Source organism: Streptomyces sp. NBC_01166 (genome assembly GCF_045039765.1).
Taxonomy (GTDB): domain Bacteria; phylum Actinomycetota; class Actinomycetes; order Streptomycetales; family Streptomycetaceae; genus Streptomyces.
Genome location: NZ_CP108613.1, coordinates 7,678,068 through 7,704,289, shown reverse-complemented (window position 1 = coordinate 7,704,289; position 26,222 = coordinate 7,678,068). Strand labels below are relative to the sequence as shown.

22 protein-coding genes are annotated in these 26,222 nt (G+C 69.4%); 13 read left to right on the top strand and 9 right to left on the bottom strand.

The features are described from left to right. Positions 1 to 121 precede the first annotated feature (121 nt). From OG379_RS34900 to OG379_RS34890, 3 genes are read left to right on the top strand one after another with little or no spacing between them, the layout of a single operon-like run. Positions 122 to 1,189: a Dyp-type peroxidase gene (locus OG379_RS34900; RefSeq protein ID WP_405667174.1), complete on the top strand. Its 1,068-nt coding sequence runs from the start codon at positions 122 to 124 to the stop codon at positions 1,187 to 1,189. Beyond that, positions 1,189 to 1,986, top strand: coding sequence for a family 1 encapsulin nanocompartment shell protein (locus tag OG379_RS34895; RefSeq protein ID WP_405667173.1), 798 nt, complete (start codon positions 1,189 to 1,191; stop codon positions 1,984 to 1,986). Before OG379_RS34900 ends, OG379_RS34895 begins: the two co-directional genes overlap by 1 nt. A 59-nt stretch (positions 1,987 to 2,045) precedes the next feature. Then, complete coding sequence (locus OG379_RS34890; RefSeq protein ID WP_405667171.1) at positions 2,046 to 3,392, top strand: diaminopimelate decarboxylase; 1,347 nt, start codon at positions 2,046 to 2,048, stop codon at positions 3,390 to 3,392. 377 nt (positions 3,393 to 3,769) lie between these two features. Here the strand turns inward: OG379_RS34890 and panD are convergent, their stop codons facing one another. The 3 genes from panD to OG379_RS34875 form a co-directional block, all read right to left on the bottom strand. Then, positions 3,770 to 4,198 carry an aspartate 1-decarboxylase gene (panD, locus tag OG379_RS34885; protein ID WP_405667169.1) on the bottom strand — a complete coding sequence of 143 codons (429 nt, stop codon included), beginning with the start codon at positions 4,196 to 4,198 and terminating at the stop codon, positions 3,770 to 3,772. Between the two features lie 363 nt (positions 4,199 to 4,561). Further along, positions 4,562 to 5,869 (bottom strand): MFS transporter, encoded by a 1,308-nt coding sequence (locus tag OG379_RS34880; RefSeq protein WP_405667168.1) that lies wholly within the window; start codon positions 5,867 to 5,869, stop codon positions 4,562 to 4,564. A 625-nt stretch (positions 5,870 to 6,494) separates the two neighbouring features. Next, the gene (locus OG379_RS34875; protein WP_405667167.1) at positions 6,495 to 7,256 is read right to left on the bottom strand and encodes an SDR family oxidoreductase; all 762 of its coding nucleotides are present in this window, start codon (positions 7,254 to 7,256) and stop codon (positions 6,495 to 6,497) included. A 191-nt stretch (positions 7,257 to 7,447) separates the two neighbouring features. On the opposite strand from OG379_RS34875, the gene OG379_RS34870 reads away from it, so the two are divergent. Continuing rightward, entirely contained in the window at positions 7,448 to 8,320 is an 873-nt protein-coding gene (locus tag OG379_RS34870) for a helix-turn-helix domain-containing protein (protein ID WP_405667165.1), read from the top strand. A gap of 404 nt (positions 8,321 to 8,724) precedes the next feature. Here the strand turns inward: OG379_RS34870 and OG379_RS34865 are convergent, their stop codons facing one another. Continuing rightward, entirely contained in the window at positions 8,725 to 9,606 is an 882-nt protein-coding gene (locus OG379_RS34865) for an oxygenase MpaB family protein (protein ID WP_405667163.1), read from the bottom strand. Between the two features lie 352 nt (positions 9,607 to 9,958). Here OG379_RS34865 and OG379_RS34860 point away from each other — a divergent pair, with 352 nt between their 5' ends. Both OG379_RS34860 and OG379_RS34855 read left to right on the top strand, forming a co-directional pair. Further along, positions 9,959 to 12,745: a glycosyl hydrolase gene (locus OG379_RS34860; protein WP_405667161.1), complete on the top strand. Its 2,787-nt coding sequence runs from the start codon at positions 9,959 to 9,961 to the stop codon at positions 12,743 to 12,745. A 277-nt stretch (positions 12,746 to 13,022) separates the two neighbouring features. Then, the gene (locus OG379_RS34855; protein ID WP_405667160.1) at positions 13,023 to 13,178 is read left to right on the top strand and encodes a hypothetical protein; all 156 of its coding nucleotides are present in this window, start codon (positions 13,023 to 13,025) and stop codon (positions 13,176 to 13,178) included. Positions 13,179 to 13,503: 325 nt separating this feature from the next. Here OG379_RS34855 and OG379_RS34850 read toward each other — a convergent pair whose 3' ends face one another. Genes OG379_RS34850 through OG379_RS34835 form a run of 4 tightly spaced genes read right to left on the bottom strand, consistent with a single transcriptional unit; the run spans position 13,504 to position 16,429 of the window. Then, entirely contained in the window at positions 13,504 to 13,914 is a 411-nt protein-coding gene (locus OG379_RS34850; RefSeq protein WP_405667158.1) for a hypothetical protein, read from the bottom strand. A 46-nt stretch (positions 13,915 to 13,960) separates the two neighbouring features. Continuing rightward, the gene (locus OG379_RS34845; RefSeq protein ID WP_405667156.1) at positions 13,961 to 14,491 is read right to left on the bottom strand and encodes a protease inhibitor I42 family protein; all 531 of its coding nucleotides are present in this window, start codon (positions 14,489 to 14,491) and stop codon (positions 13,961 to 13,963) included. Continuing rightward, positions 14,463 to 16,046, bottom strand: coding sequence for a peptidoglycan-binding protein (locus OG379_RS34840; RefSeq protein WP_405667154.1), 1,584 nt, complete (start codon positions 16,044 to 16,046; stop codon positions 14,463 to 14,465). The genes OG379_RS34845 and OG379_RS34840 overlap by 29 nt, the downstream gene beginning before the upstream one ends. Positions 16,047 to 16,057: 11 nt before the next feature. Beyond that, positions 16,058 to 16,429, bottom strand: a complete 372-nt coding sequence (locus tag OG379_RS34835) for a hypothetical protein (RefSeq protein ID WP_405667152.1) — start codon at positions 16,427 to 16,429, stop codon at positions 16,058 to 16,060. 610 nt (positions 16,430 to 17,039) lie between these two features. Between OG379_RS34835 and OG379_RS34830 the strand changes: the two genes are divergently transcribed. The 6 genes from OG379_RS34830 to OG379_RS34805 all read left to right on the top strand — a co-directional run bounded on the left by OG379_RS34830 (position 17,040) and on the right by OG379_RS34805 (position 23,798). Next, the gene (locus OG379_RS34830; RefSeq protein ID WP_405667150.1) at positions 17,040 to 17,858 is read left to right on the top strand and encodes an endo alpha-1,4 polygalactosaminidase; all 819 of its coding nucleotides are present in this window, start codon (positions 17,040 to 17,042) and stop codon (positions 17,856 to 17,858) included. Between the two features lie 258 nt (positions 17,859 to 18,116). Then, positions 18,117 to 19,418: an extracellular solute-binding protein gene (locus tag OG379_RS34825; RefSeq protein ID WP_405667149.1), complete on the top strand. Its 1,302-nt coding sequence runs from the start codon at positions 18,117 to 18,119 to the stop codon at positions 19,416 to 19,418. 10 nt (positions 19,419 to 19,428) lie between these two features. Next, positions 19,429 to 20,478 (top strand): carbohydrate ABC transporter permease, encoded by a 1,050-nt coding sequence (locus tag OG379_RS34820; RefSeq protein WP_405667147.1) that lies wholly within the window; start codon positions 19,429 to 19,431, stop codon positions 20,476 to 20,478. Then, positions 20,475 to 21,362: a carbohydrate ABC transporter permease gene (locus OG379_RS34815; RefSeq protein ID WP_405667145.1), complete on the top strand. Its 888-nt coding sequence runs from the start codon at positions 20,475 to 20,477 to the stop codon at positions 21,360 to 21,362. Before OG379_RS34820 ends, OG379_RS34815 begins: the two co-directional genes overlap by 4 nt. A 118-nt stretch (positions 21,363 to 21,480) precedes the next feature. Further along, complete coding sequence (locus tag OG379_RS34810) at positions 21,481 to 22,470, top strand: carbohydrate kinase family protein (protein ID WP_405667143.1); 990 nt, start codon at positions 21,481 to 21,483, stop codon at positions 22,468 to 22,470. After that, a complete protein-coding gene (locus OG379_RS34805; protein ID WP_405667142.1) occupies positions 22,470 to 23,798 on the top strand; it encodes an alpha-glucosidase/alpha-galactosidase in 1,329 nt (442 codons plus the stop codon). Before OG379_RS34810 ends, OG379_RS34805 begins: the two co-directional genes overlap by 1 nt. A 234-nt stretch (positions 23,799 to 24,032) precedes the next feature. Here the strand turns inward: OG379_RS34805 and OG379_RS34800 are convergent, their stop codons facing one another. Then, positions 24,033 to 24,851, bottom strand: a complete 819-nt coding sequence (locus tag OG379_RS34800; protein ID WP_405668758.1) for a DeoR/GlpR family DNA-binding transcription regulator — start codon at positions 24,849 to 24,851, stop codon at positions 24,033 to 24,035. Between the two features lie 270 nt (positions 24,852 to 25,121). On the opposite strand from OG379_RS34800, the gene OG379_RS34795 reads away from it, so the two are divergent. Further along, the gene (locus OG379_RS34795) at positions 25,122 to 26,192 is read left to right on the top strand and encodes a sugar ABC transporter substrate-binding protein (protein ID WP_405667141.1); all 1,071 of its coding nucleotides are present in this window, start codon (positions 25,122 to 25,124) and stop codon (positions 26,190 to 26,192) included. The last annotated feature ends 30 nt before the right edge of the window (positions 26,193 to 26,222 follow it).

Below are 26,222 nucleotides of genomic sequence, written 5' to 3'. Positions count from 1 at the left end.
GGCCGAGACCACGGCCTGCCCTGCCCGGCACATCGCCCGGCCGGTCCGGCCCGGCGTGCGGCCCGGAGCGTGGTGTGGATAAGTGGCAGGGAGTCCTGTCCAACACCCACGGAGTGCGCGCATGTCCGACGCCGTACCGGAACCAGTCGTGGTCCAGCCCGTCGTGGCACCGCTGACCAGCGCCGCGGTGGTGCTGGTCGCCACGATCGAACCGGGCGGCGAGTCCGCCGTACGCGACGTGCTGCCTGATCTCGCGGCGTTCGCGCGGTCGATCGGGTTCCGGGTGCCGAGCGCCGGACTCGCATGCGTGACGGGCATCGGGTCCGACGCCTGGGACCGGCTGTTCACCGGCCCCAGGCCTGCGCATCTCCACCCGTTCCAGGAGTTGCGGGGGCCCGTCCACCGTGCTCCGGCGACACCGGGCGATCTGCTGTTCCACGTCCGCGCCGAGCAGATGGACGTCTGCTACGAGTGGGCCTCTCAGCTCCTCGGACGGCTCGGGGGTGCGGTGAGAGTCGTCGACGAGGTCCAGGCCTTCCGCTACTTCGACCACCGCGACCTGCTCGGTTTCGTCGACGGTACGGAGAACCCGGTGGGCGACGAGGCGAAAGCCGCGGCCATGGTCGGCACGGAGGACCCGGACTTCGAGGGCGGCAGCTACGTCGTCGTGCAGAAGTACCTGCATGACCTGGCCGGCTGGAACGGGCTGAGCACCGAGGAGCAGGAACGGGTCATCGGCCGTACGAAGTTCACCGACATGGAGCTCGCCGACGACGTCAAGCCGGCGAACTCGCACGTCGCCCTGAACACCATCACCGAGGACGACGGCACCGAACGCGACATCCTGCGCGCCAACATGCCCTTCGGCAGCTTCCGGGAGGGCGAGTTCGGGACGTACTTCATCGGGTACGCGGCCGATCCCGGGGTCACCGAGCAGATGCTCCGCAACATGTTCCTGGGCAGCCCGCCCGGGACCCACGACCGCATCCTCGACTTCTCCAGGGCGGTCACCGGCACGCTCTTCCACGCCCCCAGCGCCGATTTCCTCGACGCTCCGCCTCCGCCGCCCTCCCCCGCCGGGTCCACAGCCGCCCCGGAGCCGCAGCCCGCGGAGCTGCGCTCCCCGGCGACGCCGGTGGTCCGCGACGGTTCGCTGCGCATCGGCAGCCTGCAAGAAAGCGCCCCGTGATGAACAATCTGCACCGCGAGCTCGCCCCCGTCACCGACTCCGCCTGGGGCCAGATCGAGGAAGAGGCCAGACGCACCTTCAGCCGTCATGTGGCGGGCCGCCGGGTCGTCGACGTCAGCGATCCGCAGGGACCGGAGCTGGCCGCGATCGGCGACGGACATCTCCGGGACATCGACCCGCCCACCCCCGATGTGTTCGCCCGTGCGCGGACGGCGACTCCGGTCATCGAGTGGCGGGTGCCCTTCTCCGTGACCAGGGCGGCTGTCGACGACGTGGAACGCGGCTCCGAGGACAGCGACTGGCAGCCGGTCAAGGACGCCGCCCGCACCTGTGCGTTCGCCGAGGACATGGCCGTCATCGACGGGTACGCGGCGGCCGGCATCACGGGTCTCCGTGACGGTTCCTCGCACACCCCGCTGGCGCTGCCCGCGGACGCGCGGGACTATCCGGCGACGGTGAGCCAGGCCCTGACCCGGCTGCGGCTCGCGGGAGTCGACGGGCCGTACCGGCTGCTGCTCGGCGCCGACGCGTTCACCGAGGCCTCCGAGACGTCCGATCACGGCTATCCCGTGACCACCCATCTGGCGCGGCAGCTCGACGAACCCATCCTGTGGGCGCCCGCCGTCGCCGGCGGGGTCCTGCTGTCCACCCGCGGGGGTGACTTCGAGCTGTGTCTGGGCCAGGACCTGTCCATCGGGTATCTGGACCACGACGCGTCGAGCATCCGGCTCTACTTCCACCAGGCGTTCACCTTCCGGATGCTGACGCCCGAGGCCGTGGTCCCGCTCATCGCCTGAAGGCACCGACCTGCGAGGCTCTCATCAACGCCACCCGCCGTACGCCACCGCCGGAATCCGTGACCGTGCCCTCCCCCGCGCCGCGCTCCGCCAGATTCGCGGAGGCGCTGCGCCTCGCGGTGGCGGAAGGGCTGCTCGGCGAGGAGCGGCCCCTCGCGGGGTTCCTCGACGCGGACGGGATACTCGACTCCGTAGACGCGCTGCGGGAGGCCTTCGCCGCCGAGCCGGGCGTACGGGTCCAGCACACCTTCGCCGCGAAGGCCGCGTCGCTGATCCCGGTGCTGCGGCTGCTCGCAGGCTGCGGCATGGGCTGCGAGGTGTCGGGCCCGGGCGAACTGAGGCTCGCGATCGAGGCCGGTTTCGCCCCGGCCCGGATCGTCCTGGACTCACCCGCCAAGACCCGCGACGAGCTCCGGCTGGCGCTGGCGCTCGGTATCGCCGTGAACGCTGACAACTTCGGCGAGATCCGCCGGATCGAGGAGCTCCGCTCCCCCGGGTCGGCGTCCGTCCTGGGGCTCCGGGTGAACCCGCAGGTGGGAGGCGGCTCGATCGGTGCCATGAGCACGGCGAGGGCCACCTCGAAGTTCGGGGTGGCCCTGCGGGACCCCGGCGCCCGTGAGCGGGTCGTCCGGACCTTCGCGGAGCATCCCTGGCTGACCCGGCTGCACGCCCACGTCGGCTCGCAGGGCTGCCCGCTGGAGCTCATCGCCGCCGGCATCGCCGAGACGTATCACCTCGCCGAGGAGATCAACGAGGCGCTGGGCACGCGCCAGGTCACCGGGATCGACATCGGCGGAGGGCTGCCGGTCAACTTCGACGACGAGGAGACCCGCCCCGCCTTCGCGGAGTACGTGGCGGCACTCCGGGCCGCGGTCCCGGCCATCTTCGACGGGCACTACGACCTGGTCACCGAATTCGGCAGGTCCCTGCTGGCCAAGAACGGCTTCATCGGGGCGCGTGTGGAATACACGAAGGACGCGGGGGGCCGCCGCATCGCGCTCACCCACGCGGGGGCTCAGGTCGCCACCCGCACCGTCTTCATGCCCGACGCCTGGCCGCTCAGGGTCGGCGCTTTCGACGGGGAGGGCCGCCCCCGGAACGGGCCACCGATGGTCCAGGACATCGCCGGGCCCTGCTGCTTCGCCGGAGACGTCGTGGCCCACGGCCGCGAGCTGCCCGAGCTACGGGAAGGCGACTTCGTCGCCCTCTACGACACCGGGGCGTACTACTTCTCCACTCCGTGGGCCTACAACAGCCTGCCCCGGCCGGCCGTGTACGGCTTCGCCGGGGAGTCAGGCAGCCTGCGCTTCGCCCCGGTGCGCGAGGCGCAGTCGCTCGACTCGGTGGCGGCGGAGAGCGGGCTGCGCCACGCGGACGCGCTGACGGAACTCCGCGAGAAGCCCTAGAAGTCCCGGCTCATCCCGCCGGCTGGGGCGAGGGCTCCGGCTCGGGCACCGGATCGGGGTTCGGGCTCGGCGGCTGCGGAATCGGGTCGGGCGCGGGCCCGGGCGGCACGGGGCCCGGCGGCACGGGTGGCGGGGAGGGCACCGGCGTCGGCGGCCCCGGCACGGGCGGGGGTGTCGGCGCGGGCGGCACGGGGTCGGGACTGGGGTGCGTCATCTCGGTCCTCCAAGTGCGACGAACGGGACGAGTGGATCTCTTCTCCACCGTCTCCCCGTGCAGCTTCCCTCGCCTGCCGAGTCCACACGTACGCACCGTGACTCCTGGCCCGGGACGTCCCCCGGCCGGCCTCAGGGCCCGGCCGGGAGAGTCCACGAACGGCTCAGCCCCCGGCGGGGACGACGGCCTGCGGGCTGCGCTCGGTGCGCGTACCCGGTACTGGGGCGGAGGCGTCGGCGCCCAGGGCGACGATGCGGTTCCCCGCGTCCACGTGCACGACGCTCGGCACGAGGGCGCGGGCCTCGGCGTCGTCGACCTGGGCGTAGCTGATGAGGATGACCAGGTCACCGGGGTGCACGAGGTGGGCGGCGGCACCGTTGATCCCGATGACGCCGGAGCCGCGCTCGCCCTCGATGACGTACGTCTCCAGACGTGCGCCGTTGTCGATGTCCACGATGTGCACGAGCTCGCCGGGCAGCAGGTCCGCGGCGTCCATCAGGTCGGCGTCGACGGTGACGGAGCCGACGTAGTGCAGGTCGGCCTGGGTCACGGTGGCTCGGTGGATCTTGGACTTGAACATCGTTCGTATCATCGAAGCACTCCTGGACATAGGCTCCCTGCCTGCGTTTTTGCAGGTCAAGGGCTGTTTTCACAGTCTACAACGAGTCGCAAGTCCAGGCAGCTGTCCCCCAGGTCTTTCAGGACTCATGCTGACCACTTGCCGACTTTCCCGACGCATCATCAGGCAGCAGTGGAGGGCCTCGCCCGCTCTCCTGGCCCCCACCCCCGACAACCCTCACGAGCCTACGCAGCACTCCACTCAAGAGCACTCGTGATCATCGTCACCCCGAGTGCGTGACGACGCCGCCGAGCCTGCCCGGGCGAGGGAGTGGTCGAGGCCCGGATGGACTCCCGTCCTGGGCTGCCGGACGGGAGTCCGGCGGACAGTGCTCCGTCAGCCCTTCAGCGGTCCCTTCGCGGTCTCGGGCAGGACCAGGTAGAAGCAGGCGGAGACGAGGCACAGCCCTGCCACATACCAGGGGAACCCTCCGGCCTGGCCTGCTTCCTTGAACCATGTGCCGACATAGGGAGCCGTGCCGCCGAACAGTGCCACCGTCAGCGAGTAGGGAAACCCGATGCCCGCGGCCCGTACGCGTGCGGGAAAGATCTCGGCGTTCACGGCCGCTGCCACGGAGGTGTAGCCGGTGAGCAAGACCATGCCCGCGCACTGCACCAGAAGCAGGGAGACGAAGGTGTCTGTGACCGAGTCGAGCAGGGGGACGACGAGCGCCGCGAAGCCGATCGCGAAGAAGAGCAGGAGCGGCTTTCGGCCGATTCTGTCGGACAGCATGCCGCCCAAGGGCTGGAGCAGCGCGAAGAAGCCGAGGGAGATGGTGCTGACGACAAGCGCATCCCCCTTGTCGAAGTCCGCGTTCACTTGGGCGAAGGTGGGCAGGTAAGTCGTCCACGTGTAGTAGGCGATGGTGCCGCCCGCAGTGATGCCGCAGATCAGGAGAGACTCGCGGGGGTGGCGCCGCAGGGCCTCGAAGAGACCGGGGCGGGCACCGGCCCGCTGTTCCACGGTGCGGGTCTCCTGCGCTCCTCGGCGGATCCAGAGGCCGACGAGGCTGAAGAGCGCGCCGATCAGGAAAGGAACGCGCCAGCCCCAGTCGTTCATCCGGTCGTTGGAGAGGAGAAGCACGAGAAGAGCGGCGACGCCGGACGCGATGAGCTGGCCGATGGTGGTGGAAATGTACTGGAAGCTGGAGAAGAGCCCACGCCTGCCAGGACCGGCTGACTCGACGAGAAAAGTCGTCGAAGCGGCGAACTCGCCGCCCACCGACAGCCCCTGGACCAACCGTGCGATGACGAGGACGACGGGAGCAAGGACGCCGGCGGCGTGATAAGTGGGGGTCAGGGCGACGAGAAGGCTGCCGGCACCCATCAGCAGAATAGTCGCGGTGAGGGCAGCGCGTCGGCCATGGCGGTCGGCGACGGCTCCCATGAGAAGGCCGCCGATGGGCCGCATGAAGAAGCCGACAGCGAAGACGGCGAAGGTGGAAAGCAGAGGGACCAGGGAGTTGCTGGCACTTTTGGGAAAAACCTGGTCAGCGATGTAGACGGCGAGAAAAGAGTACGCGTACCAGTCGTACCATTCGGCTGCGTTGCCGATGGAGGCAGCGGCCAGCTGACGGGCCGACGAGCCTGGTGCTGTCCCTGGGGGCTTGCTGTGGCCGTTCGCTGCATGATCTGTACTCGTCATGATCCGCTACTCCCCTGACGCAGCGGTCCACTAACGTGTTCGCGCAGGCTGACCGCCCGAGGTCGGTCGCGGGGTAGCGGACGCGGCCGGAGCTCGCCGTAGTTCGGCTGGTGCGGCACGGCGGAGTCGGTGTGGGCGGTCACGGCGCGAACACCTCCCCCGGCAATTCCTCCAACCGTCCCCGCCAGGGCACGAGTTCGTCCGCCCTCATGCCAACAGGAATCCACCAAGGCGAATACATGCCTGAAGCGTGTTGCGGAAGGCCGCGGTTGGGCAGGTAGAGCTCTGCGCCTTTGCGGTCGGGCGCACTCGGCGTGGAGACCGTTGCCGCACTGCCGGCAGTCCGGATCTTGTAGTGGTGAGAGCCGCCAGACCTCCGGTGCAGAGGGAGAGGGCATCCGCGTCGGCAGCGCGCTGGAGTATGACCTCCATGCGTTTGACGAGTGCGTCGACATCGCTCCTGCCGAGGCCTCCGCGCCCCGGAGGAACAGCCGCTGCCTGCGACGACGCGGGCCGCGCTGGCGGGGCCGTCCGAGTGGCGGGGTTCGCATCCAGGACGCGCGGCCGTTCTTGTCCGCCCGGAGGGCGCGATGAGCGCGGAGTCCGCCGATCAAGGGAAAGGGCGTCAGCTTTGGCGGCTGGGAAGCATGGCCAGGGCCCGGGAGCGCTGTGCGACCAGGTCGGCATAGGTGCCGTCGCGCTCTGCCCAACGGTGCATGAGAACGCCCTTCACGAGGATCTCGTGGGGGGTGGGCTCCTGCGAGAGCAGGTGCATGACCTCGGTGGCGAAGTCGTCGAGCGGCAGCGCGTGCGGGTTCACCTTCTCCTGCCCTGCCGTGGCGACGGCCGGGGGGACGAGCTCGACGACGCCGACCCCGGTGCCGTCGAGCTGCGCACGCAGTGCGTCCGAGTAGGCGTGCACCGCGGCCTTCGAGGCGGCGTAGCTGGGCATGGGCGGGAACGGCAGGAAGGCGATCCCGGAGGTGACGGTGATGAAAGTGCCTTCACCCCGCCGAAGCAGGTGCGGGGTGAACGCGTCGACGACCCGGAGGGTGCCGAGCAGGTTGGTGTCGATCGTCGTTGCTGCCGCCTCGAAGTGCGCGGGGTCGCGCAGGTCCTCCAGGAGCATGACCCCCGACATGGTCACGACGGTGTCCAGCTCGGGGTACCGGGCGAGCACGGCGTCACGAGCGGACACGACGGAGACACTGTCGGTGACGTCGATGTCTATCGTGCCGAAGCCTTCTTCAGCGAGTTCCGCGAGTGCCTCCGGGCTGCGGCCGCCGACGGCCACGGTGCTGCCCGCGGCGGCGAACCGGCGGGCCAGTTCTCGCCCGATGCCCGAGGTCCCGCCGACGATGAGAACGGTGCGGTTGCAGAGATCCATGAGGTCTTCCCCTTCGATCCAAGGCGCCGACGGCATTCAGCCCAGCGGCGCAGACAGTGATGTTCGCTGTCCCATTCGAAACAGTTCTCCTGCAGTCTCGGCGGCACTCCCCGGCTGAGGCAGAGCCCCCGTCTTCCCTGGTCCTGCCAGGGCCCCCTCTCGGCCCCGCACACCGCACTACGGTGGAGGTCATGAAGGATGAGGAAACCGGCAACCGGCTCGGCAGCTATCTGCGAGCCCGGCGTGAGCTGGTCTCCCCGGCGCAGGCAGGGATCCCGCCCGGCGGCAACCGCCGTGTGCCAGGGTTGCGCCGTGAGGAAGTCGCCCTGCTCGCCGGAATCAGCCCCGACTACTACCTGCGCCTGGAACGGGGCCGAGACAGGAACCCCTCACCACAAGTCCTCGAATCACTCGCGCGCGTCCTGCAGCTCGACGACATCGAGCAGGCGTATCTGCTCGGCCTGACGGCGACGCGCCCCAGGACACCGCGCCGCAAGCGGCCCGAGCACGTACCGGCGCGAGTGCACGAGCTGCTCGCGCACCTTCAGATCCCCGCGTTCGTCGAAGGGCGCGCCTTCGACGTCCTGGCCTCCAACGCCATGGCGGTCGCCCTCTCCCCCCGCCTGCGGCCCGGTCTGAACCGGCTTCGTTCCCTCCTCCTCGATCCTGAGGAACAGGCCTTCCAGCAGGACTGGGCCAAGGCCACCGCCGATTTCGTCGCAGCCCTTCGCACCACCATCGGGGACGACACCGACGACCCCCGGTTCGTCGAACTCGTCGGAGAACTCGCACTGTCCAGCCAGCGGTTCCGGACCCTGTGGGCCAGGCACGACGTCCGCGGTCTCGACGGAGGCACGACCACGGTCCACCACCCCGCCGTCGGTGAACTACGCCTCCACCGCGACAAACTCCCCATCGACGACGTCATCCTGGTCGTCTACTACCCCGACAAGAACAGCGACAGCGACGAGAAACTGCGGCTCCTCGCCGCGCTCTCACACACTGACCCCGCCGGCACAGCACACGACAGCCTGGCGGACGACCCGCGCCGACAGACACCCTGACGAACACACGCCGCCCCGGCTCGCAACCAGAACGCCCGCACCCGTCCGCGCCGGCCCGCACCGCCGGACGTACCTCCGGAGTCCTCCCGTCAGGCGGTGCGGGCCAAGGCCCGGTCATTCTTCGGCCTCGCCCTGGGGTTTCCGGCTTCGTCCAGGACGCCCTGGTCAACTGCTATCGCCGCGCCCGCGCTCGTGGTGCCCACCGACAACGTGCCGGCCATAGCCACGTACGAACGCCTCGGCATGGCTGGGCATCGGTTCGCGGCGCCACACATCCCGGCCCGGTGAGGGCGAGCGGGCAGTGCGCACGTACGGGAAAGCCCCGACCGGTGGCACCCGCATCACCCGGGCCGGAACGCGGACGGGTCGGTACCGGAGCCGGCGCGCGCGGAGGCGGCTCCGAGTCAGTCAGGACGTTTTGCGTCCTCGAGCCCGCGCATCGCCCATCCGATCAGTCCTGTGGCTGCCCGCCCCGCCGGCATCAGCACCCATCGCTCCCCCGGCCCCCAACGCGGTAGGCCCAGTTCGTCGGTCGCCCAGCGGGGCAGGACGGCGACAGCGTTGGCCGCCAGGGCTGCGTAGAACGGCAGCGCGAGAACAGGTATCGGTGGCCGCAGCAGCAAATACCGAGTGGTCTCCCGCGCCTGCGGCGTACAGCGCAGCTCCGCTCGGTACTCCTCCAGGCGTGCGCGCAGAGCCTGGGTCGATCGAGGCGGGGAGATGACACCCAGTGCCTCGGCGATGCGGGCCGTCTCCGCGACGTACCGAGAGCATTCGGATTCCGTCAGGGGCTGCGACCCGAACCTCTGGTGCGCTCTGAGGAAGCTCTCGGTCTCGGCCACGTGCACCCACTCCAGCAGGTGGGGATCGGAGGCGCGGTACGGCACGCCCTCGTCGGTGACGCCCCGGATCCGCGCATGCACGCCCTTGACGCGCTCGCAGGCGGACTGCGCGTCCTCGGCCGTGCCGTACGTCGTGGTGGCCAGGAAAGTACTGGTGCGCTGCAGCCGCCCCCAGGGGTCGCCCCTGAACCCTGAGTGGGCCGACACGGCGGCCATGGCTACGGGATGGAGCGACTGCAGAAGCAGCGCGGACAGTCCGCCGACGAACATCGCGCTGTCCCCGTGAACACGGCGTACCGGGCTGTCCGGCGGGAACCAGCGGGGACCAGGCGTGTTGTGGATGGCGTCCCTGTTCCGGGGGCCGTCCGGACCGGCGACCCGCTCGAACAACAGCACGCCGGCGCGCTCACGCAGCGCGTCGAGCGCGCCCGGCAGAACGGCCATCGACGCTCCTCACGGCTCCGAAGCGTGCCGGCCGGGCCAATGCAGCCGAGACGGACCGGCAGCCCTGTACCCATGGTCCTCACGGAACGAAGTGCACGCCACTCGTCGCCGTCGCACCCCCGCACCTCATCGAAGGGGTGGCACGTACCGGAACCCTCGCCCTCACGACCTGTGCCCTGAGAGCCTCCGAGCTCCTTCCCCCGGTCAAGTCTCGAACGTACGACGCCCCTGCTCGACGCCCAGCGCCCTGTGCGTCAGCGCTATTGACACTTACGTTTCACAGGTTTTACGTTCCGTGACACATGAGAGCGCTCTCAAGCCCTCTCTGTCCCCACGTGACGAGGTGCTGCCCATGCAAGCCTCCCTCTCCAGACCCGTAGCGGCGACGGTCCTGGCCCTCGCTCTGGCCGCTGTGGGTCTGGGACCTGCCGCGTCCCCTGCGGCAGCCGCCACCATCCCCGCAGGTTCCGGCAGCTACACCGACAGCCGCCCAGCCGGTGCCTCCGGCCCCACCACCAACACCGGCGCCCCGGTCACACCCAAGCTCACGGCGGCGGCCAAGGACAAACCGGTCCCGACCAACGACTGGTGGTCCTCCATCGCTTACCAGCGCTACGGCGACAACCCGTACTCCACCCCGATGTACGGGCACCCGCTGACCTATCAGGCGACCTCCGGCGGGCTGGAGGTCGGCTACCCGACCACGCCCGTGGTCGTCGGCGAGGGCCGCCAGTACGAGTACGCGCACAAGGCGGACCTCACGGTCGGCCTCAACGGTCTGAACTCCCCGGACACCAAGGCCGACGACTGGTCCGACTGGACGGTCACCCCCTACTGGTCGGACGGCACCCGCACCCTGCGCACGACCATCGGGCACGGCATGCCCTTCGTGTACGCCAAGGGCTCCGGCGGTGACGCCCGCATCACCACGGCCGGCACCCCCACGGTCTTCGCGGACAACGGCAACGTCCTCGGCATCACCGTCTCCGGCCACCACTACGCCCTTTTCGCCCCGACCGGCAGCGACTGGGCCGTCTCCGGTTCCACGATCACCGCGGGCCTCGGCGGCAAGGACTACTTCTCACTCGCCGTGCTGCCGTCCACGGACGCGCTCGCGACCTACCGGAAGTACGCCTTCAGCTTCGTCACCGGATCCAAGGTGGCCTGGGAGTCCACCGGCGGCGCGGTCAAGGCGACCTACAGCCTGACCACGGAGGCGAAGGAGGGCACCGAACGCGGCACGCTCCAGGCGCTGTACCGCCACCAGTGGCTGCACACCACGGACGCCCTCACGCCGTACACGTACGTCTCCCCGCGCGGCACCATGAAGGTGCGGGAGTCGGCGTCCTTCACCACCAGCCAGAAGAACCAGGGCGTACTGCCCGCCCTGCCCGCGTCGAGCGGGGTCGACAAGGCGCGGCTGACCGGTTATCTGAACGAGGTGGCGAACGCCTCCGACCCGTTCTCCGGGGCCGGCGACACGTACTGGACCGGCAAGGCGCTCGGCCGACTGGCCCAGTTGGTGCCCGTCGCGGACCAGGTCGGCCAGACCGGCATCCGGGACAAGCTGCTCGGCCTGATGAAAGGCCGCCTCCAGGAATGGTTCACGGCAGGCGGCGCGGCCGAGTTCAGCTACGACAAGAGCTGGAAGACCCTCACCGGCTACCCGGCCTCGTACGGCAGTGACACCGAGCTGAACGACCACCACTTCCACTACAGCTACTACGTGTACGCGGCCGCGATCGTTGCCCAGTACGACCAGGCGTGGGCCGCCGACTCCGCCTGGGGCACCATGGTCAAGACCCTGGTGCGGGACGCCGCCAACCCCAGCCGGACGGATGCGGCGTACCCGTTCCTGCGTGGCTTCGACGTGTACGCGGGCCACAGCTGGGCCTCCGGCCACCAGGGCTTCGCGGCGGGCAACAACCAGGAGTCCTCCTCGGAGTCCGTCAACCTCAGCGCGGGGCTGGTCCTGTGGGGCGCGGCGACGGGTGACACCGGGCTGCGCGACCTCGGCAGCTACCTGCTGACCACCGAGTCGGAAGCGATCACGCAGTACTGGTTCGACGCCGACCAGCAGGTCTTCCCGGGCTCGTTCGGGCACGACACGGTCGGCATGGTGTGGGGCAGCGGCGGCGCGTACTCCACCTGGTGGACCGCGAACCCGGAGGAGATCCACGGCATCAACGTCCTCCCCGTCACCGGTGGTTCTCTGCACCTGGCCCGCGAGAAGGCAGCCATCAAGCGGAACATCGCCGAGATGGAGCGGGAGAACAGCGGTCCCGCCGTCGAGTGGCGGGACCTCCTGTGGGAGTTCGAGTCGCTGGCCGATCCCGCGGCGGCCAAGGCCAAGTGGGACGCGGGGAACGCGGGTTACACCCCGGAGCAGGGTGAGTCCAAGGCGCACACCTACCACTGGATCACCACGCTCGACAGCCTGGGCGCGCCCGATCCGACCGTCAGTGGGGACATCCCGACGTCGGCGGTCTTCGCCAAGAACGGCGTCCGTACGTACAGCGCCCACAACCACGGTTCCACCGCCCGCACAGTCACCTTCTCCGACGGCGCCACCCTCTCGGTTCCGGCCCGTTCCACGGCCACCGGCACGGGCACCGGTGGCGGGGACCCCGATCCGGATCCCGAGGAGCCGGGCCCGTCCACGGGCAACACCTTCCGGCTGAAGTCAGGCGGAACCCTCACCACCGCCACGGACGGCGCGGCGGGAGCCGACACGCTGGCCTCGGCGGACGGCGTCAACCGGGACGGTACGCCGTACAAGCCGACGGTCTACGAGGTCAAGAAGGTCGACGGGACACTCGCGGCGGGTGCGTCCACCGCGTTCCGCCTCCGGGTCGACGCGGGTACGAGGGTCGGGCTCGCCCCGCAGGTCAGGGTCAGTTACGACCTCACCGGCGACGGCACGTTCGACCGGACCGAGACCTTCCGCTACTTCGCGACCGACCCGGTCACGGGATGGGAGGAGTACACCCAGGCCGCCGGCACCGCAGCGGTGACCGGAAACCTGGGCGACCTCAGGGGCGGAACGGTCCGCCTGGAGATCTGGAACGCGCTGGGCAACGGCACGTCCCAGGTGCAGACCGGCACGGACGCGGCGGTCGTGAAGATCCCGTACGTCTAGCCCTCGTCGCGCGCGGCGGGTCCCGGGCATGTGCGGCGGGACCCGCCGTGTCCATCTCAACGCCCTGTCTGCTCCTCGGGGCGATCGTGAAGCTCACGGATCTCGTTGTGACCGTGATGTGTGCATGAACGTGATGTCGCGGGGCACCAGGATGAGCGCAGCAAGACACCCACCCGCTGTCGATCGAAGTCAGCCAGGCCGTACCGGTCGGGCGCGACGAGACCGCTGCGAAGTGGATGTTCGTACACGCCCACACACCTCGACGATAGGAACTGCCATGATTCTGCTCGGTGCCATTCTGCTCATAATCGGCCTGCTGGTCGGCATGTCTTTGCTGACGACCATCGGTGGTGTCCTCGTCGTGGTGGGCGCCATCCTGTGGCTCCTGGGTGCAAGCGGGCGCAAGGTCGGCGGGCGTAAGCACTACTTCTAGTCCGACGCCGTTGCACCCGCACTTCCCGGCCGTCTCCCCGAGAGACCTGCGGGAGAACTGGCCCTCGGCCAAGTTGTCCGGGGTAACCGGAAAAGGTGGCTGGGGACTCCGTTCATGAACCATGACCTCCAAGGACGGGGTCTCCAACCACTCCAGCCAGCGCTTGCAACTAGCTGGGCGTCTCCGCCCGCGTTGGAATCGGGCTGGAGGACGAACTCTTCGCCGGCCTGAACCTTGGCGCCGCCGCCCTCGTCCATCGCCAAGGAGTGAGGCTCCGGCGTGGCGCAGGGACCACCGGACCCACGCTGAGGATCGACCGCTCAGCTCACGTCTTCCGGCCCCGCGCCCGGGTCAGCTGCTTCATTTCGATGATGGTCGCGACAGCGCGCAGCCACGTTGCCGCGGTGTCGTCGGCCGCGATCCCGCCCACGAGTCCGGTGCCGGCCAGCAGCCACTCCCTTACGAGAACAGCCGCCTCCCGGCCGGGCAGGGGCTCGGGCAGCTCCGCGGCGTGGGCGAGCCCACCGGCGCGCACGGTGTCGGCGAGGAAGGCGACCGAGCGCGGCTCGGTGCCGAGGCGGTCGAGGACGACGGCCGCGGCCGCGGCGCCGTCGCCGAACAGAGCGGTGCGCCGGGGGCCGGGATCGGCGGTGAGGCCGTAACGCAGCAGGACGGTGATGTCGAGCAGGGCCAGCTCGTCGTCCGTGCGGTCCGGCGGGTGCGGGGCTTCGTTCATGGCGGGGCCTCGGGTATCTCGTCTTCGCTGACCGGTTCGCTGCGGTTCAGTCGACGGTGACGGTGTAGGTGATGCGCTCGGGAGCCTGGGAGGGGGAGGTCGCCCCCGTGGTCGGGGTGGCGGAGGGCCCGGTCGTCTCGGGGGGCAGCTCGGAGGTGTTGCCCTGGCACGTGGTGAAGGTGCAGTGCAGCAGCGTGAAGTGGGTGGTCCCCTTGCCCTTGGCCTCGAAGGTGAAGGCGAGCCGGCTGCCGGCACCGGCCACCGGCTCGTCGCCGGAGTCCGACGCGTGGTCCCGGCCGTGGCTGACGAGCACCGAGCTGTCGGGCTGGGGGTCGACCAGGTACCAGTACTCGCGGGTGGAGACGTTCTGGTCGACGGTGAGCGTGAAGCGCTCGCCCGGCTCGGCCGTGATGTCGGTGTCCTTCGCCGTGTAGCCCGTGGGGCGGTTCGAGGCACTCGTGGAGCCGCCGGCCGGTTCGTCGGCGCCCGAGCCGCAGCCCGTGGCGAGAGCGAGGAGCGCGGCCGCCGCGATCGCGGCACCGCCTCTGCTACCGCGGAAGATAGACGCTGTACGCATTAGGGAGATCACTGTCGGAAGCCTTGCCCATGTGGCCGTTGATGAAGTCGTCCTCGCTGACCCAGGTGGTCGAACCCCAGGGGTTGTACACCTGGAGCATGTCACCCTCCTGGGCGATGATGGTCATCGCGTGTGCGCCGTCCTTGCCGGAGACGTCGACCGGCACCGGATGCCCCTGCGCCACCGACTTCTCGACTTCGGTGAGGACCGCCCTGCGGTCTGCGGCGCTGTCCAGGTCCTGGCGCTCGTAGTCACTGCCGGTGGCACCGCCGACGGCGGAGTCGTTGATCCGCTCCTGCCCCTCGGGCCCCATGCCGCCCCAGTTCTCGCCGCCTTCGCCTTCGGTGTGCAGCCGGTGCTGTTCGGCCACCAGGCGCTGCTTGAAGGCGTCGGGATCGTCCTCCTGCCCGTCGGGACCACCGGTGAGTTCGAGTGCGTACAGGGGGTCGACCATCGCGCGGGACGTGACGGTGGACGAGGCCACGCAGGTGCCCTCGGAGCCGTCGCCGCCCTGGATCCACCGCTGCCCGTCGAATGTGACGTCGTCCGTGTTGTTGTTCGAGCCGTTCGCTGCCAGGCCCTCGTCGTTCATGCTGTCCGTGGCGGTGACCACCGGAGTGAGGTGCCGGCGCATCCAGTCGGGGTCCTTACCGTGGATCTTGTCCTGGAAGGTGCCGATCTCGGCGACGCTGTGGCCGGCCGCCAGGGCCTTCATCAGGTAGGCCCGCTCCTGGGGGGTCTCCGACTTCGCGAGCATCCGCTCCATGGCCATCTCGTCGTCGAGGCTCAGCAGGTCCATACGCGCCGACGTGCGCTCCAGCTCGGCGGCCGTGAGGATCTCGTTCAGCTCGGCGTCGGCGCCCGCGACGCCGGTGTCGGCGAGCATCAACTTGTCGACGGCTGTCAGTTCGCTGGTGCCCATCTTCCCGGCCCGCGCCTCCGCGGCCAGCTTGTTCAGGTCCCGGGCCGCGACGCGGGTGGCCTCCTGCGCGTCGGAGACGGCGGTGTGCATCAGATCGACCGCGTAGGAGCTGTAGTGGGCGGCGTTCGCACGGTCCCACTCCTCTTCGTCGTTCTCGTGCATGTCGTCGAAGAAGCCGTCCCTGCCACCGAGGGCGTTCTTCTGCTCCACCAGCTGTCCACGGCCCCGCTCGTCCTGGCGCTGCGCGGCGCCGATCGCGTCGGCCAGCGTCAGCAGCACCGAGGCGCCTTCATGGAACGCCTCGCTCATCTGGGTCACGGCGCGCCCGGCGGCCTTCACCGCGTCGGAGGCGAGGACGCTCGTGTCTCCGACCCATACCTCCGGAAGGCCTTTGCGGCCCACCCGGTCGACCTGGTCGAAGACGGTGCCGACGTTGCCGACCTGGCCTCGGTAGAGGGTTGCCAGGCTCTCGAGGGCGCCTGGGTCCCCGCCCGGTGCGGGCACCGAGAGGGCGTCGTCTATCAGGTCGAGAACCTCGTTCTTGCTCCCGGCACCGAGCAGCTTCTTGGACAGCCCGGCGAGCCACGCGAGGCGGATGGAAGGGGAGTCGAAGGGAGAGGGGAAGAACGACACCGGCGCACTCCTCAGTAGCTCGACAGGACCGAGCTGCGCCCGCCCTGCGTCGGTGCGACGGTGGGACGGCTCGCGTCATCGACGGAGACACCGGACACGCTTGTCCTCACCAGACCGTCGGTACCGCCGTAGGCCTTCTTGGCCAGCTGCACCTTGCCGCCGAGCTCGTGCAACGCCGAGGCCAGTGTCTTGGCCTCCGCTTCCCACGCCTTGACGAACGCGTTGAGCGCCGACGCGGCGTCATCGCCGCCGGCATCGTCGTACGAGTAACTTGTGCGGGACCTGACGGCCGAGCTCACGCCGTCCATATCCGTACCGGCGTCGTCGAGTTGCAGGGCCTGGCCGGTCATACCTGCCTTGGCCTGGTAGCCGTCGAAGCCCACCGCGCCTCCCCCGTATGCGTTCGATCATGACCGCAGGCAGGCTAACACCCACTTCATATAAGAAGATCACATGCCATCCGCCGCACACACTTCCTCGACATCACCCACCCCAAGGCACGCCTGAGCGCCCCTCCCGGCCCAGGCGATCGCCCGTGCGGCTCCCTTGCTGCCCCTTGCCCGCGGAGCGGCACGGTTACGAACGGCATGGCCAGGAGAAGGTCTCAGGTTCGTGCTTTCCCGATCGGCGAGGCCTTGTGGCGACCTGGTCCGGTCCCGGGAGGTGGGCCCCGGGACCCAGCGGGGCCGGACAGGCGCGGAGTTGGGGGGCAGTTCGATGCGCGGCACGTCGAGCCTCCGGTCTCTTGTACGACACGGCGTGGCCGCCCTCCCGTGCACCACCTGTCCGAGCAGCGTGCTCGGTTGCGACCTGTTGACATGCCGAACCTCGCTCGCTTTACTCCATCCAACGCCGGAGTTGAGCACTCGGCGCCAGAGGTACGCCCAACCGGTATCACGGTCCACGCACCGTAAGTCCGGACTGAGTCGCCAGGACCCGCGCAGTCGGCGTGGTCCGAGGCGGGGACGTATCCCCCACCTTCGGGAGCTCAAGATGTCCCTCATCAACCGCGTCCGGACGCATGGACGGGTTCATGTGGCAGCTGCTGTGGCAGCGGCACTGATCACCCCGCTGTTCATCTCCTCCACCGCGAACGGCGCTGCCCAGGCGGTGAGCCTTCCGCCGGCACACGCCGACTTCGACTACCAGATCGGCGAGCCGTACACACCTCCCGCCGGGGTGGAGGTCGTGAGCCGTGACCACAGCGCCTCGCCCGCGGCGGGCCTGTACAACATCTGCTACGTCAACGCCTTCCAGGCTCAGCCGGGAGCCGAGAGCGAGTGGGGTGACCTGCTGCTGCGGGACGCCGCCGGTGACATCGTCTACGACGACGGCTGGGGCGAGGCGATTCTCGACATCCGGAGCGACGCCAAGCGACAGCGCATCGCCGCCAAGGTGAACTCCTGGATCGACACGTGTGCGACCAAGGGCTTCGAAGCCGTCGAGCCGGACAATCTCGACACCTTCACCCGGACCGATCTGATCAGCGAGGCGAACGCGAAGACGTTCGTCAGGATGCTGGCCGACCACGCCCACCAGCAGGGTCTCGCGATCGCGCAGAAGAACACGGCGGACTTCTCCCTCGCTCGCGACGAGACGGGCCTGGATTTCGCCGTCGCCGAGGAGTGCGGTGAGTGGGACGAGTGCGGTGACTACACCGACGGATTCGGTGACAACGTCATCGTGATCGAGTACAAGGAGTCGGCCTTCAAGGCGACCTGTGCCGATTTCGGCAGCCGGCTCAGTGTCGTTCTGCGCGACGTCGACGTCAGCGCCCCGGGCGACAGCGGTTACGTCCGAAAGACCTGCTGAGCCCGCTCCGGGGGCCGGTCGACCGGCCTGCCCGGCGCGGCTCGGTCACTCAGGCTCCGTGTGGGGAGTGCGCCTTCCCCCCTTCTCCCCGCACGGAGCCACCTCCCTACGCGTTCCGCACGCCCCTGCCGTGCGCCGCGCCTCCCGGTAGCCACTCCCGCACACCACCGCCGTGCCGCGAACCCCGGCGTGACATCCCGTGCCGCACCGCGCATTCCCATGGGAGCCCAGATGGCAGAAGCACATCGCAATTCCGGCATGACGACCGGACTCACGCGTCGTACAGCCCTGCGGCGCGGCACGGGCCTGGCTCTCGGTGCCACGGCTGCCCTGTCCGGCTGCGGCAGCGGTGGCGACCACGGCATCGGAGCCGACGGGCGGGTGGTCGTCGAGCTCTGGCACGGGCAGACGGACACAGGCCGTGCGGCGATCGAGGAGCTGGTCGCGGACTTCAACCGCACCCATCCCGATATCCGTGTGGATGCCGGTGGGGGCGTGCTGTCGGACGCGATGCTCCAGAAGATCACAGCGGCGCTGGCCTCCGGGTCCTTCCCCGATGTCGCCTATGTCTTCGGCTCGGACCTGGCCAGTGTCGCGCGCAGCCCGTCGGTGGTGGATCTGACCGACACGGTGGGTTCAGTCCGCTGGAAAGACTTCTGGCATCCCGCGCGCGAGGCCGTCACGCTCAACGGACGGGTGAGGGCGGCTCCCGCCCTGCTCGACGCACTCGCTGTCGTCTGCAACAAGAAGCTCTTCGCCGACATCGGCCTGTCACTGCCGCGTGCGGGCTGGACCTGGGACGAGTTCGTGGCAACGGCCGCGAAGCTGACCGCCGGTGGGCGTGGAACATTCGGCACCGGCTGGCCGGGTGTGGGCGACGAGGACACGGTGTGGCGACTGTGGCCCATGGTGTGGGACCTGGGGGGCGATGTCGTCAACGAGGACGGCAATCGGATCGGGTTCGCGGACGTCGGTGTGCGGGCGCTGGAGACGGTGGCGGCGCTCGCGAGGAACAAGAGCGTCTATGTGGATCCCAAGCCGGGTAGCGAGCAGATGTACCAGGTCTTCATGTCCGGCCGGATGGGCATGGCAGTGACCGGACCGTGGCAACTGCCCGACATCCGGCAGGCGGAGATCGATTACCACGTCGTGCCGCTGCCCAGCTACAGCGGCAGGCCTGTGACCATATCGGGGCCCGACACCTGGACCGTGTTCGACAACGGTGCGGCACGCGTGCGAGCGGCGCGTGCCTTCGTGGCCTGGCTGTCGGAGCCCACGCAGGACGTGCGCTGGGACGTCCGGGCCGGCAGCCTGCCGCTGAGCCGGAGCACACAGGCACTGCCCGCGTGGCAGGCGCAGGAGGCAGGCGCCACCGGGCTGCGGGTGTTCACCAAGGCTCTGGATTCGGCGCGCGTACGTCCCGTACACCCGGCCTACCCACAGATATCGCAGGCTCTCGGACGAGCCATCGTCTCCGTACTTCTCGGCCGGAGCACTCCCGCCAAGGCTCTGCGCGCCTGCGCGGACGAGGCCGACGCCGCCCTGCTCATCCCGCGTTGAGAGGATTTCGATGCCGCGTCTGCCCACTCCGCTCACGCTTCCGGAGCGGAAGCACAACACCCGCGCGGGCCACGGCCATGCCGACCGCGACGAAGGCATCACGAGCGGCCCGGCACCGAGCCGCATCGTGAAACGGCCGATGCCGGGCCCCTGGCAGCGCCGTCTTCGCGGGGAACAGGCGACCGCCTGGATCTTCGTCTCACCCTCGGTCCTGATCGTTCTCGGCCTGAGCGTCGTTCCCGTGGCCTGGTCCCTGCTGCTGTCCTTCCGGGCCGACGACCTGGTCACACCCAGCCGCTGGGTCGGCCTCGACAACTACCGTGCTCTGGTGCAGGACCCGAACTTCGGCCAGGCCGTGCGCAACACGCTGCTCTACACCGCGCTGTACGTACCGCTGAGCATCGGTCTGGGGCTGGTGCTGGCCCTCGTACTGAACCGGCGGATCCGGCTGGTGGGTCTGTACCGCACGCTGATCTTCGTGCCGTTCGTCATCTCTGCGACGGCACAGGGGGTCCTGTTCTCCTTCGTCCTCGACCCGGAGTTCGGGGTGGCCAACTCCGTGCTGCACGAGCTCGGGGTCTCCCCCCAGGGGTTCCTCACCGACCCGGGCCAGGCACTGCCCGTCCTGGTGGCGATCTCGCTGTGGAGCGGTACCGGCTTCTGCGTGGTGGTCATCCTCGCCGCGCTGCAGGACGTGCCGCCCTCCCTGACCGAGGCGGCGCGACTGGACGGCGCCGGGCGGTGGAATCTGCTGCGCCACGTCGTCCTCCCCGCACTCAACCCCGTCCTCGCCTTTCTCCTGCTGTGGCAGACCATCAACGCGCTTCAGGTCTTCGACCTGGTGTACGTCACGACCAAGGGCGGGCCGCTCGGATCCACCACCCTGATCGTCTACTTCATCTGGGAGCAGGCTTTCAAGAACTTCACCGCCGGTTACGGCGCGGCGGCCGCCTACGCGCTGGCGGTGGCACTGCTCCTCGTCTTCTTGGTCCCACGCCTCGTACGGGCGGCCCGGGTCCGGGCACGTGAGACCCACGGCCTCGAAGGAGCCGCACGATGAGCGCGACAACGTCCGGCCACCCTTCCCGCTCCTCCGCACGGCCGGCCGGCAGCCCTCCGCGACGTCGGGTCCGACTGCCGTTCAGTGCCTGGCATCTGCTCTTGGCCCCTCTCGCCCTGGTCTTCGCGATCCCACTGATCTGGTTGCTCCTCAGCTCCGTGATGAGCGACGCCGAGATCAACCGATTCCCACCGGCCCTGTGGCCGTCGGGGATCGACCTGGGCGGCTACCGGTACGTGCTCGGCAACGCGATGTTCCCGCGCTGGTTCGCCAACTCACTGATCGTCTCGGTGGTCGCCGTGGCGTCGAACCTGCTGCTCGGCGCCCTCGGCGGTTACGCGTTCGCCCGGATGCGGTTCGCCGGCTCCCGGGTCCTGCTGGCTCTGATGCTTGCCACGATGGCCATCCCCTTCCAGCTGACGATGATCCCCACGTTCCTGGTGATGAAGCGGCTCGGACTCAACGACACCCTGGGCGCGTTGATCGTCCCTTCCCTGGTCACACCCTTCGCCGTGTTCCTGTTCCGTCAGTTCTTCCTCTCCCTGCCGAGAGAGCTGGAGGAAGCGGCCTGGATGGACGGCTGTTCACGGCTACGGGTGCTGTTCCTCATCGTCCTGCCCCTCTCGAGACCAGCCCTGGGCACCGTGGCGGTTCTGACGTTCCTGACCACCTGGAACGACCTGACCTGGCCGTTGATCGCCATCAACCACGACACCCAGTACACGCTCCAGCTCGGTCTGACGACATTCCAGGGGCAGCACCACACCCACTGGTCCGCGGTCATGGCCGGGAATGTGATCACCGTCCTACCGGTCCTTCTCGCGTTTCTCTTCGCCCAGAAGTCCTTCATCCAGTCCATCACGTCCAGCGGTATCAAGGGCTGAGGTCAGCTCCGAGCAAGGACCGCCGGGCGGGGGACCGCGGACTCACGACGCCGCCACCCCCGGTCCCGCCATTCACGCCGCACTCCGTCAGCCGGAGTCCGCGATCACAGGAAGCCGTATGCAGCACAATTTCGACCTGCTCGTCATCGGGGACGTCAATCCCGACATCGTCCTGGGCCCGCTCGACACGCCACCGGCCTTCGGACAGCGCGAACAACTCGTCGACACCGGCCTGCTCACTCTCGGCGGCTCCGGCGCGATCATGGCGTGCGGAGCTGCCCGCCTCGGGCTCAAGGTCGCCTTCGCCGGACGCGTCGGGGACGACGAGGCGGGGCGGTTCGTCCGTACCGCTCTGACCGCGCGCGGGGTCGACACCGACGCCCTTCGCGTCGATCCCGTCCTGCCGACGCCGCTCACGGTGGTCGTGACACGGGGGGACGGCGATCGAGCGATCCTCACGTCCCCGGGCACCCTTTCCGCCGGCGGGCCCGACGACGTCCCGGAGGCGCTGCTCACCGACAGCAGGCATGTACACGCAGCCTCCTACTTCCTGCTGCCCCGCATCGCCGATGCTCTGCCCGAACTGCTGGCCAAGGCGCGCGCGAGCGGCGCCACCACATCGGTCGACACCAACGACGATCCCTCCGGCGTGTGGGCACCCGAAGGGATCGAGGCGACGCTCGCCGTCACCGACTTCCTGCTGCCCAACGCGCGGGAGGCACTGGCCCTGGCACACGCCACGGCTTCCGCGGACACTGCGTCCGTGTCCGCGGGGACGGACCCCCTGGACGAGGCGGCCGCCGCACTCGCAGCACGCGGACCGCACGTGGTCGTCAAGAACGGGGCCGAAGGAGCCCTCATCCACGACGGCCGGACCCTGCTGCGCATCCCCGGTACCCCCGCCCGACCGCTGGACACCGTCGGCGCAGGGGACAGTTTCGACGCGGGTTTCGTCGCCGCGTTCCTGCGCGGCCTCCCCCTCCCCGAGGCTCTTGAATTCGCCGCCGCCTGCGGCACTCTGTCCACCCGGGCACACGGTGGTACCCCGGCCCAGCCCACCTGGGACGAGGCCCGAACGGCCGTCGCCCGCAACGGAAAGAACTCCTGATGACCCACACCACACCCAAGATCGCGTTCATCGGCGCGGGAAGCGTCGTGTTCACCCAGGGCCTCCTCGCGGACCTGTTCGTGTTCCCGGAGCTCAAGGGCGCCCATATCGCTCTGCACGACATAGACGCGGAACGCCTCGCCACCGCGCACGGCGCCGCACTCCAGATCGCGGACCGGCTGACAGGGCAGCACGGGGGCGTGCCCCGCATCACCGCCCACGCCGAGCGGCGGGCAGCGCTCGAAGGCGCCGACTTCGTCATCAACATCGTGCAGGTCGGCATGCGCGAATCGACCCGGGTCGACTTCGACGTCCCTGCCCGCTACGGCGTGCGCCAGACCATCGCCGACACTCTCGGCGTAGGAGGGATCTTCCGCGCGCTGCGCACGTTCCCCCTGCTCAAAGACCTCGGCGAGGACATCGCCGAGGTCTGCCCCGAGGCCTGGCTGCTCAACTACACCAACCCGATGGCGATGAACGTCCAGTACCTCACCAGGGCCACCGGGCTGACGCGCGTCGTCGGGCTGTGCCACTCGGTGTACTGGACCGTTCGTGACCTCGCGGACCTCCTGAAGGTCCCGCACGAGGAAGTCGTCTACCGGGCCGCCGGAGTCAACCACCAGGCGTGGGTGCTGCGTCTCGAGCACGACGGAACCGACCTCTACCCACGCCTCGACTCCCTCATCGCGGAGAACCCCGAGCTGCGGCGCCGGGTACGCGTCGACATGTACCGGCGCCTGGGCTACTACCCGACCGAGACCAGTGAGCACTCCGCCGAGTACGTCCCCTGGTACCTGCACCACGACAGCGAGATCGAGCGACTGCGCCTTCCCATCGGCGCCTATCTCGGCATCGTGGACGAGAACGTCGCCGCATACGAGCGGACCCGCGACACGCTGGCCGACGGATCGGCTCTCGCCGTCGAGGGCACGATGGAATACGCCCCCCAGCTCATCCACAGCATGGTCACCGGTACACCGCGCACGGTTTACGGGAACGTCCCGAACCACGGGCTGATCGACAATCTCCCTTCGACCGGGACCGTCGAAGTTCCCTGCCTGGTCGACTCACTGGGAGTGCAGCCCACCCGTGTCGGCTCGCTGCCCGCCCAGTGCGCCGCCCTCAACCGCGGCTATCTCGGCATGAACGAGCTGGTCGTCCGCGCCGCTCTGGAGGACGACCCCCGGTCCATCCGTCAGGCGGCCATGGCCGACCCGGCCACTGCCGCGGCCCTGCCCGTCGAACGCATCTGGGACCTGTGCGACGAGATGGTGCGCACCCATGCGGACCTGCTCCAACCGTCGCTGCGCACCTTGCTCGGCCACTGACCCCGCGCTGTACGCGGGGGCGCCGACGACCGGCGCCGTGGTCGAACTCGACTCCGAGGGGAGCATGTCGGTCCCCGCAATCCGTGAACCGACCGCCGAGGTGACCTGCCGGACCATCCCGCTCCGGCTTGTCACCTCCGCAGGCGGACAGCACCGTCACGCGCGCCCGGCCGACGGGCGCGCGAAGTACGCGCATGCCTCCGCCACCGTGGCCGGCCGAGGACCCACGTGCCGCTACCGGCTCGGTCCCGTGCCGGGCCGGGCCTGCGCCCGCGGTTGTTCCGGGCGGGCCACGAGTACCTCGACGCCGTCCGCCTGGAGGGCGTCGAGGTCGAAGGCCGGGATGCCCGAATCGACGATGACGAGGTCGAAGGCGGTCACGGGGGCCAGTTGGTAGAGCCCGCGCCGGCGGAACTTCGTGTGGTCGACCAGAAGGATCTTGCGGGCGCACGCATCCATCAGGGCTCGCTTCACCGCCACCGTCTCCTGCGACTGGTGGTAGCAGTGGCCGCGGGTGATGGCGGTCGTGGAGGCGAAGAGCGTGTCGGCGCTGAGACTGGTCACGGCGTCCACCGTGCGCAGGCCCAGGAAGGCGTCGTAGGCGGGGTAGTAGGTGCCGCCCAGGGAGATGAGCTCGATGCCCGGGCTGCCGGCCAGCGTCTGGGTGACGGGACCGAAGTTGGTGATGACGGTCAACGGGGCGTGCCGGTCCAGCAGACGGGTGAGCGCCAGAGCCGTCGTGCTGTCGTCGATGACGACCGCCTGCCCGGGCTTGACCAGAGGCAGGGCGGCGCGGGCGATGGCGTCCTTGGCCGCCGTCATGGCGCGGGCACGGTGGCGCACATCGCCGTGGAAGGCGGTCGAGGGCTGGGCCGTCGCACCCCCGCGGACCTTCCTCAGCCAGCCCCGGTCCTGAAGGTAGTCGAGGTCCCGGCGGATGGTCATGGCGGTCACGCCCAGCTCGTCCGCCAGCTGCTCGATCCGGACGAAGCCCCTGTCCACGACGCGGACTTTGATCCGCTCCCTCCGCTCGCGGGGTTTCCTGCCGCTCATGTCGGCCGGTCGCCGGTCCTCTGCTCCCACGGGCGCTCCTGTTCGTTTTCTGTGAAGTGCACATCCCCTGCCGCCGCCGACGCCCCGCTGCGGAACGAGGGCCGTCGGCCGGAGTCCGCATCCCGCATGCCTTGATCCCGAACGCCGAGCGAACATCGAATGCCGGGGAAACAGCACAGCAATTGTTCAATTACTGCGGTCCGTTGACACAAATGAAACATCTGAGTTTCCTGAGCGTTGCCTTCAGTGTCGATGAGCAGGGAGTGGAACATGAGAAGAACGGCACGTCTCGCTCTCACCGGCATCCTCGCCATGGGCGCGCTCGTATCGTGCGCGGAGGAGCCCGGCGGCACGGCCGGCTCCGGTGGCAGCAGTGGCACGGGCAAGGTGGCGTTCCTGATGCCCGACCTCGCCTCCACCCGGTACGAGCAGTACGACGCCCCCCTTTTCAAGAAGCGCATGGGGGCGCTCTGCAAGGAATGCAAGGTCATCTACCAGAACGCCGACAGCGACGCGTCGTTGCAGCAGCAGCAGGCCAACTCGGCGATGGCGCAGGGCGCCAAGGTCATCGTGCTGGACCCGGTCGACTCCGATTCCGCGTCCACCATCGTGCAGATGGCGCATTCTCAGGGCGTCAAGGTGATCGCCTACGACCGCCCGGTGACCAAGAAGGCCGCGGATTTCTATGTCTCGTTCGACAACGAGGCGATCGGCGAATCCATCGGCCGGTCGCTGGTCGGCCGCCTCGAGAAGACGGGAGCGAAGGGCGGACTGCTCCAGGTCAACGGTTCTCCGACCGACGCCGCCGCCGGGCTGATCAAGAAGGGCATCCACAAGGCGATCGACGACAGCGGGTTCGAACTGCTCGCCGAGTACGACACGCCGGACTGGTCACCGGAGAAGGCGCAGCAGTGGGCGAGCGGGCAGATCGCCCAGTACCCCGGCCGGATCGCCGGCGTGGTGGCCGCCAACGACGGCACCGGGGGTGGAGTGATCGCGGCCTTCAAGGGCGCCGAGGTGAAGGTACCTCCGGTCACCGGCAACGACGCCGAGCTGGCGGCGGTCCAGCGCGTCGTGTCGGGCGACCAGTACAACACCATCTCCAAGCCCATCAAGACGGTCGCGGAGGCGGCGGCAGAGGCCGCCCATCAGCTGATGGAGGGTGAGAAGCCCGAGGGGGACTCGACGCTCTTCGACACGCCTTCGCAGCTTTTCGAACCGACGGTGGTGACGCGGGAGAACGTCAAGGAGGTCATCTTCGGCCCCGGCGCTGTGCTCGAGCCCGCGGATGTCTGCACCCGCGTGTACGCCGACGACTGCCGGCGTCTGGGCATCGAGTAGCGGCGTCCTGTGCCGGAGCGAGAGAGGGGA

Excerpts from the sequence above, each read along its gene's own strand:
- OG379_RS34870 (WP_405667165.1), top strand. The coding sequence starts at position 7,448 with ATGAAGGATGAGGAAACCGGCAACCGGCTCGGCAGCTATCTGCGAGCC.
- panD (WP_405667169.1), bottom strand. The coding sequence starts at position 4,198 with ATGATACGAACGATGTTCAAGTCCAAGATCCACCGAGCCACCGTGACC.
- OG379_RS34830 (WP_405667150.1), top strand. The coding sequence starts at position 17,040 with ATGTCCCTCATCAACCGCGTCCGGACGCATGGACGGGTTCATGTGGCA.
- OG379_RS34825 (WP_405667149.1), top strand. The coding sequence starts at position 18,117 with ATGACGACCGGACTCACGCGTCGTACAGCCCTGCGGCGCGGCACGGGC.
- OG379_RS34855 (WP_405667160.1), top strand. The coding sequence starts at position 13,023 with ATGATTCTGCTCGGTGCCATTCTGCTCATAATCGGCCTGCTGGTCGGC.
- OG379_RS34865 (WP_405667163.1), bottom strand. The coding sequence starts at position 9,606 with ATGGCCGTTCTGCCGGGCGCGCTCGACGCGCTGCGTGAGCGCGCCGGC.
- OG379_RS34820 (WP_405667147.1), top strand. The coding sequence starts at position 19,429 with ATGCCGCGTCTGCCCACTCCGCTCACGCTTCCGGAGCGGAAGCACAAC.
- OG379_RS34895 (WP_405667173.1), top strand. The coding sequence starts at position 1,189 with ATGAACAATCTGCACCGCGAGCTCGCCCCCGTCACCGACTCCGCCTGG.
- OG379_RS34845 (WP_405667156.1), bottom strand. The coding sequence starts at position 14,491 with ATGCGTACAGCGTCTATCTTCCGCGGTAGCAGAGGCGGTGCCGCGATC.
- OG379_RS34860 (WP_405667161.1), top strand. The coding sequence starts at position 9,959 with ATGCAAGCCTCCCTCTCCAGACCCGTAGCGGCGACGGTCCTGGCCCTC.
- OG379_RS34815 (WP_405667145.1), top strand. The coding sequence starts at position 20,475 with ATGAGCGCGACAACGTCCGGCCACCCTTCCCGCTCCTCCGCACGGCCG.
- OG379_RS34900 (WP_405667174.1), top strand. The coding sequence starts at position 122 with ATGTCCGACGCCGTACCGGAACCAGTCGTGGTCCAGCCCGTCGTGGCA.
- OG379_RS34875 (WP_405667167.1), bottom strand. The coding sequence starts at position 7,256 with ATGGATCTCTGCAACCGCACCGTTCTCATCGTCGGCGGGACCTCGGGC.
- OG379_RS34795 (WP_405667141.1), top strand. The coding sequence starts at position 25,122 with ATGAGAAGAACGGCACGTCTCGCTCTCACCGGCATCCTCGCCATGGGC.
- OG379_RS34850 (WP_405667158.1), bottom strand. The coding sequence starts at position 13,914 with ATGAACGAAGCCCCGCACCCGCCGGACCGCACGGACGACGAGCTGGCC.
- OG379_RS34800 (WP_405668758.1), bottom strand. The coding sequence starts at position 24,851 with ATGAGCGGCAGGAAACCCCGCGAGCGGAGGGAGCGGATCAAAGTCCGC.
- OG379_RS34810 (WP_405667143.1), top strand. The coding sequence starts at position 21,481 with ATGCAGCACAATTTCGACCTGCTCGTCATCGGGGACGTCAATCCCGAC.
- OG379_RS34880 (WP_405667168.1), bottom strand. The coding sequence starts at position 5,869 with ATGACGAGTACAGATCATGCAGCGAACGGCCACAGCAAGCCCCCAGGG.
- OG379_RS34805 (WP_405667142.1), top strand. The coding sequence starts at position 22,470 with ATGACCCACACCACACCCAAGATCGCGTTCATCGGCGCGGGAAGCGTC.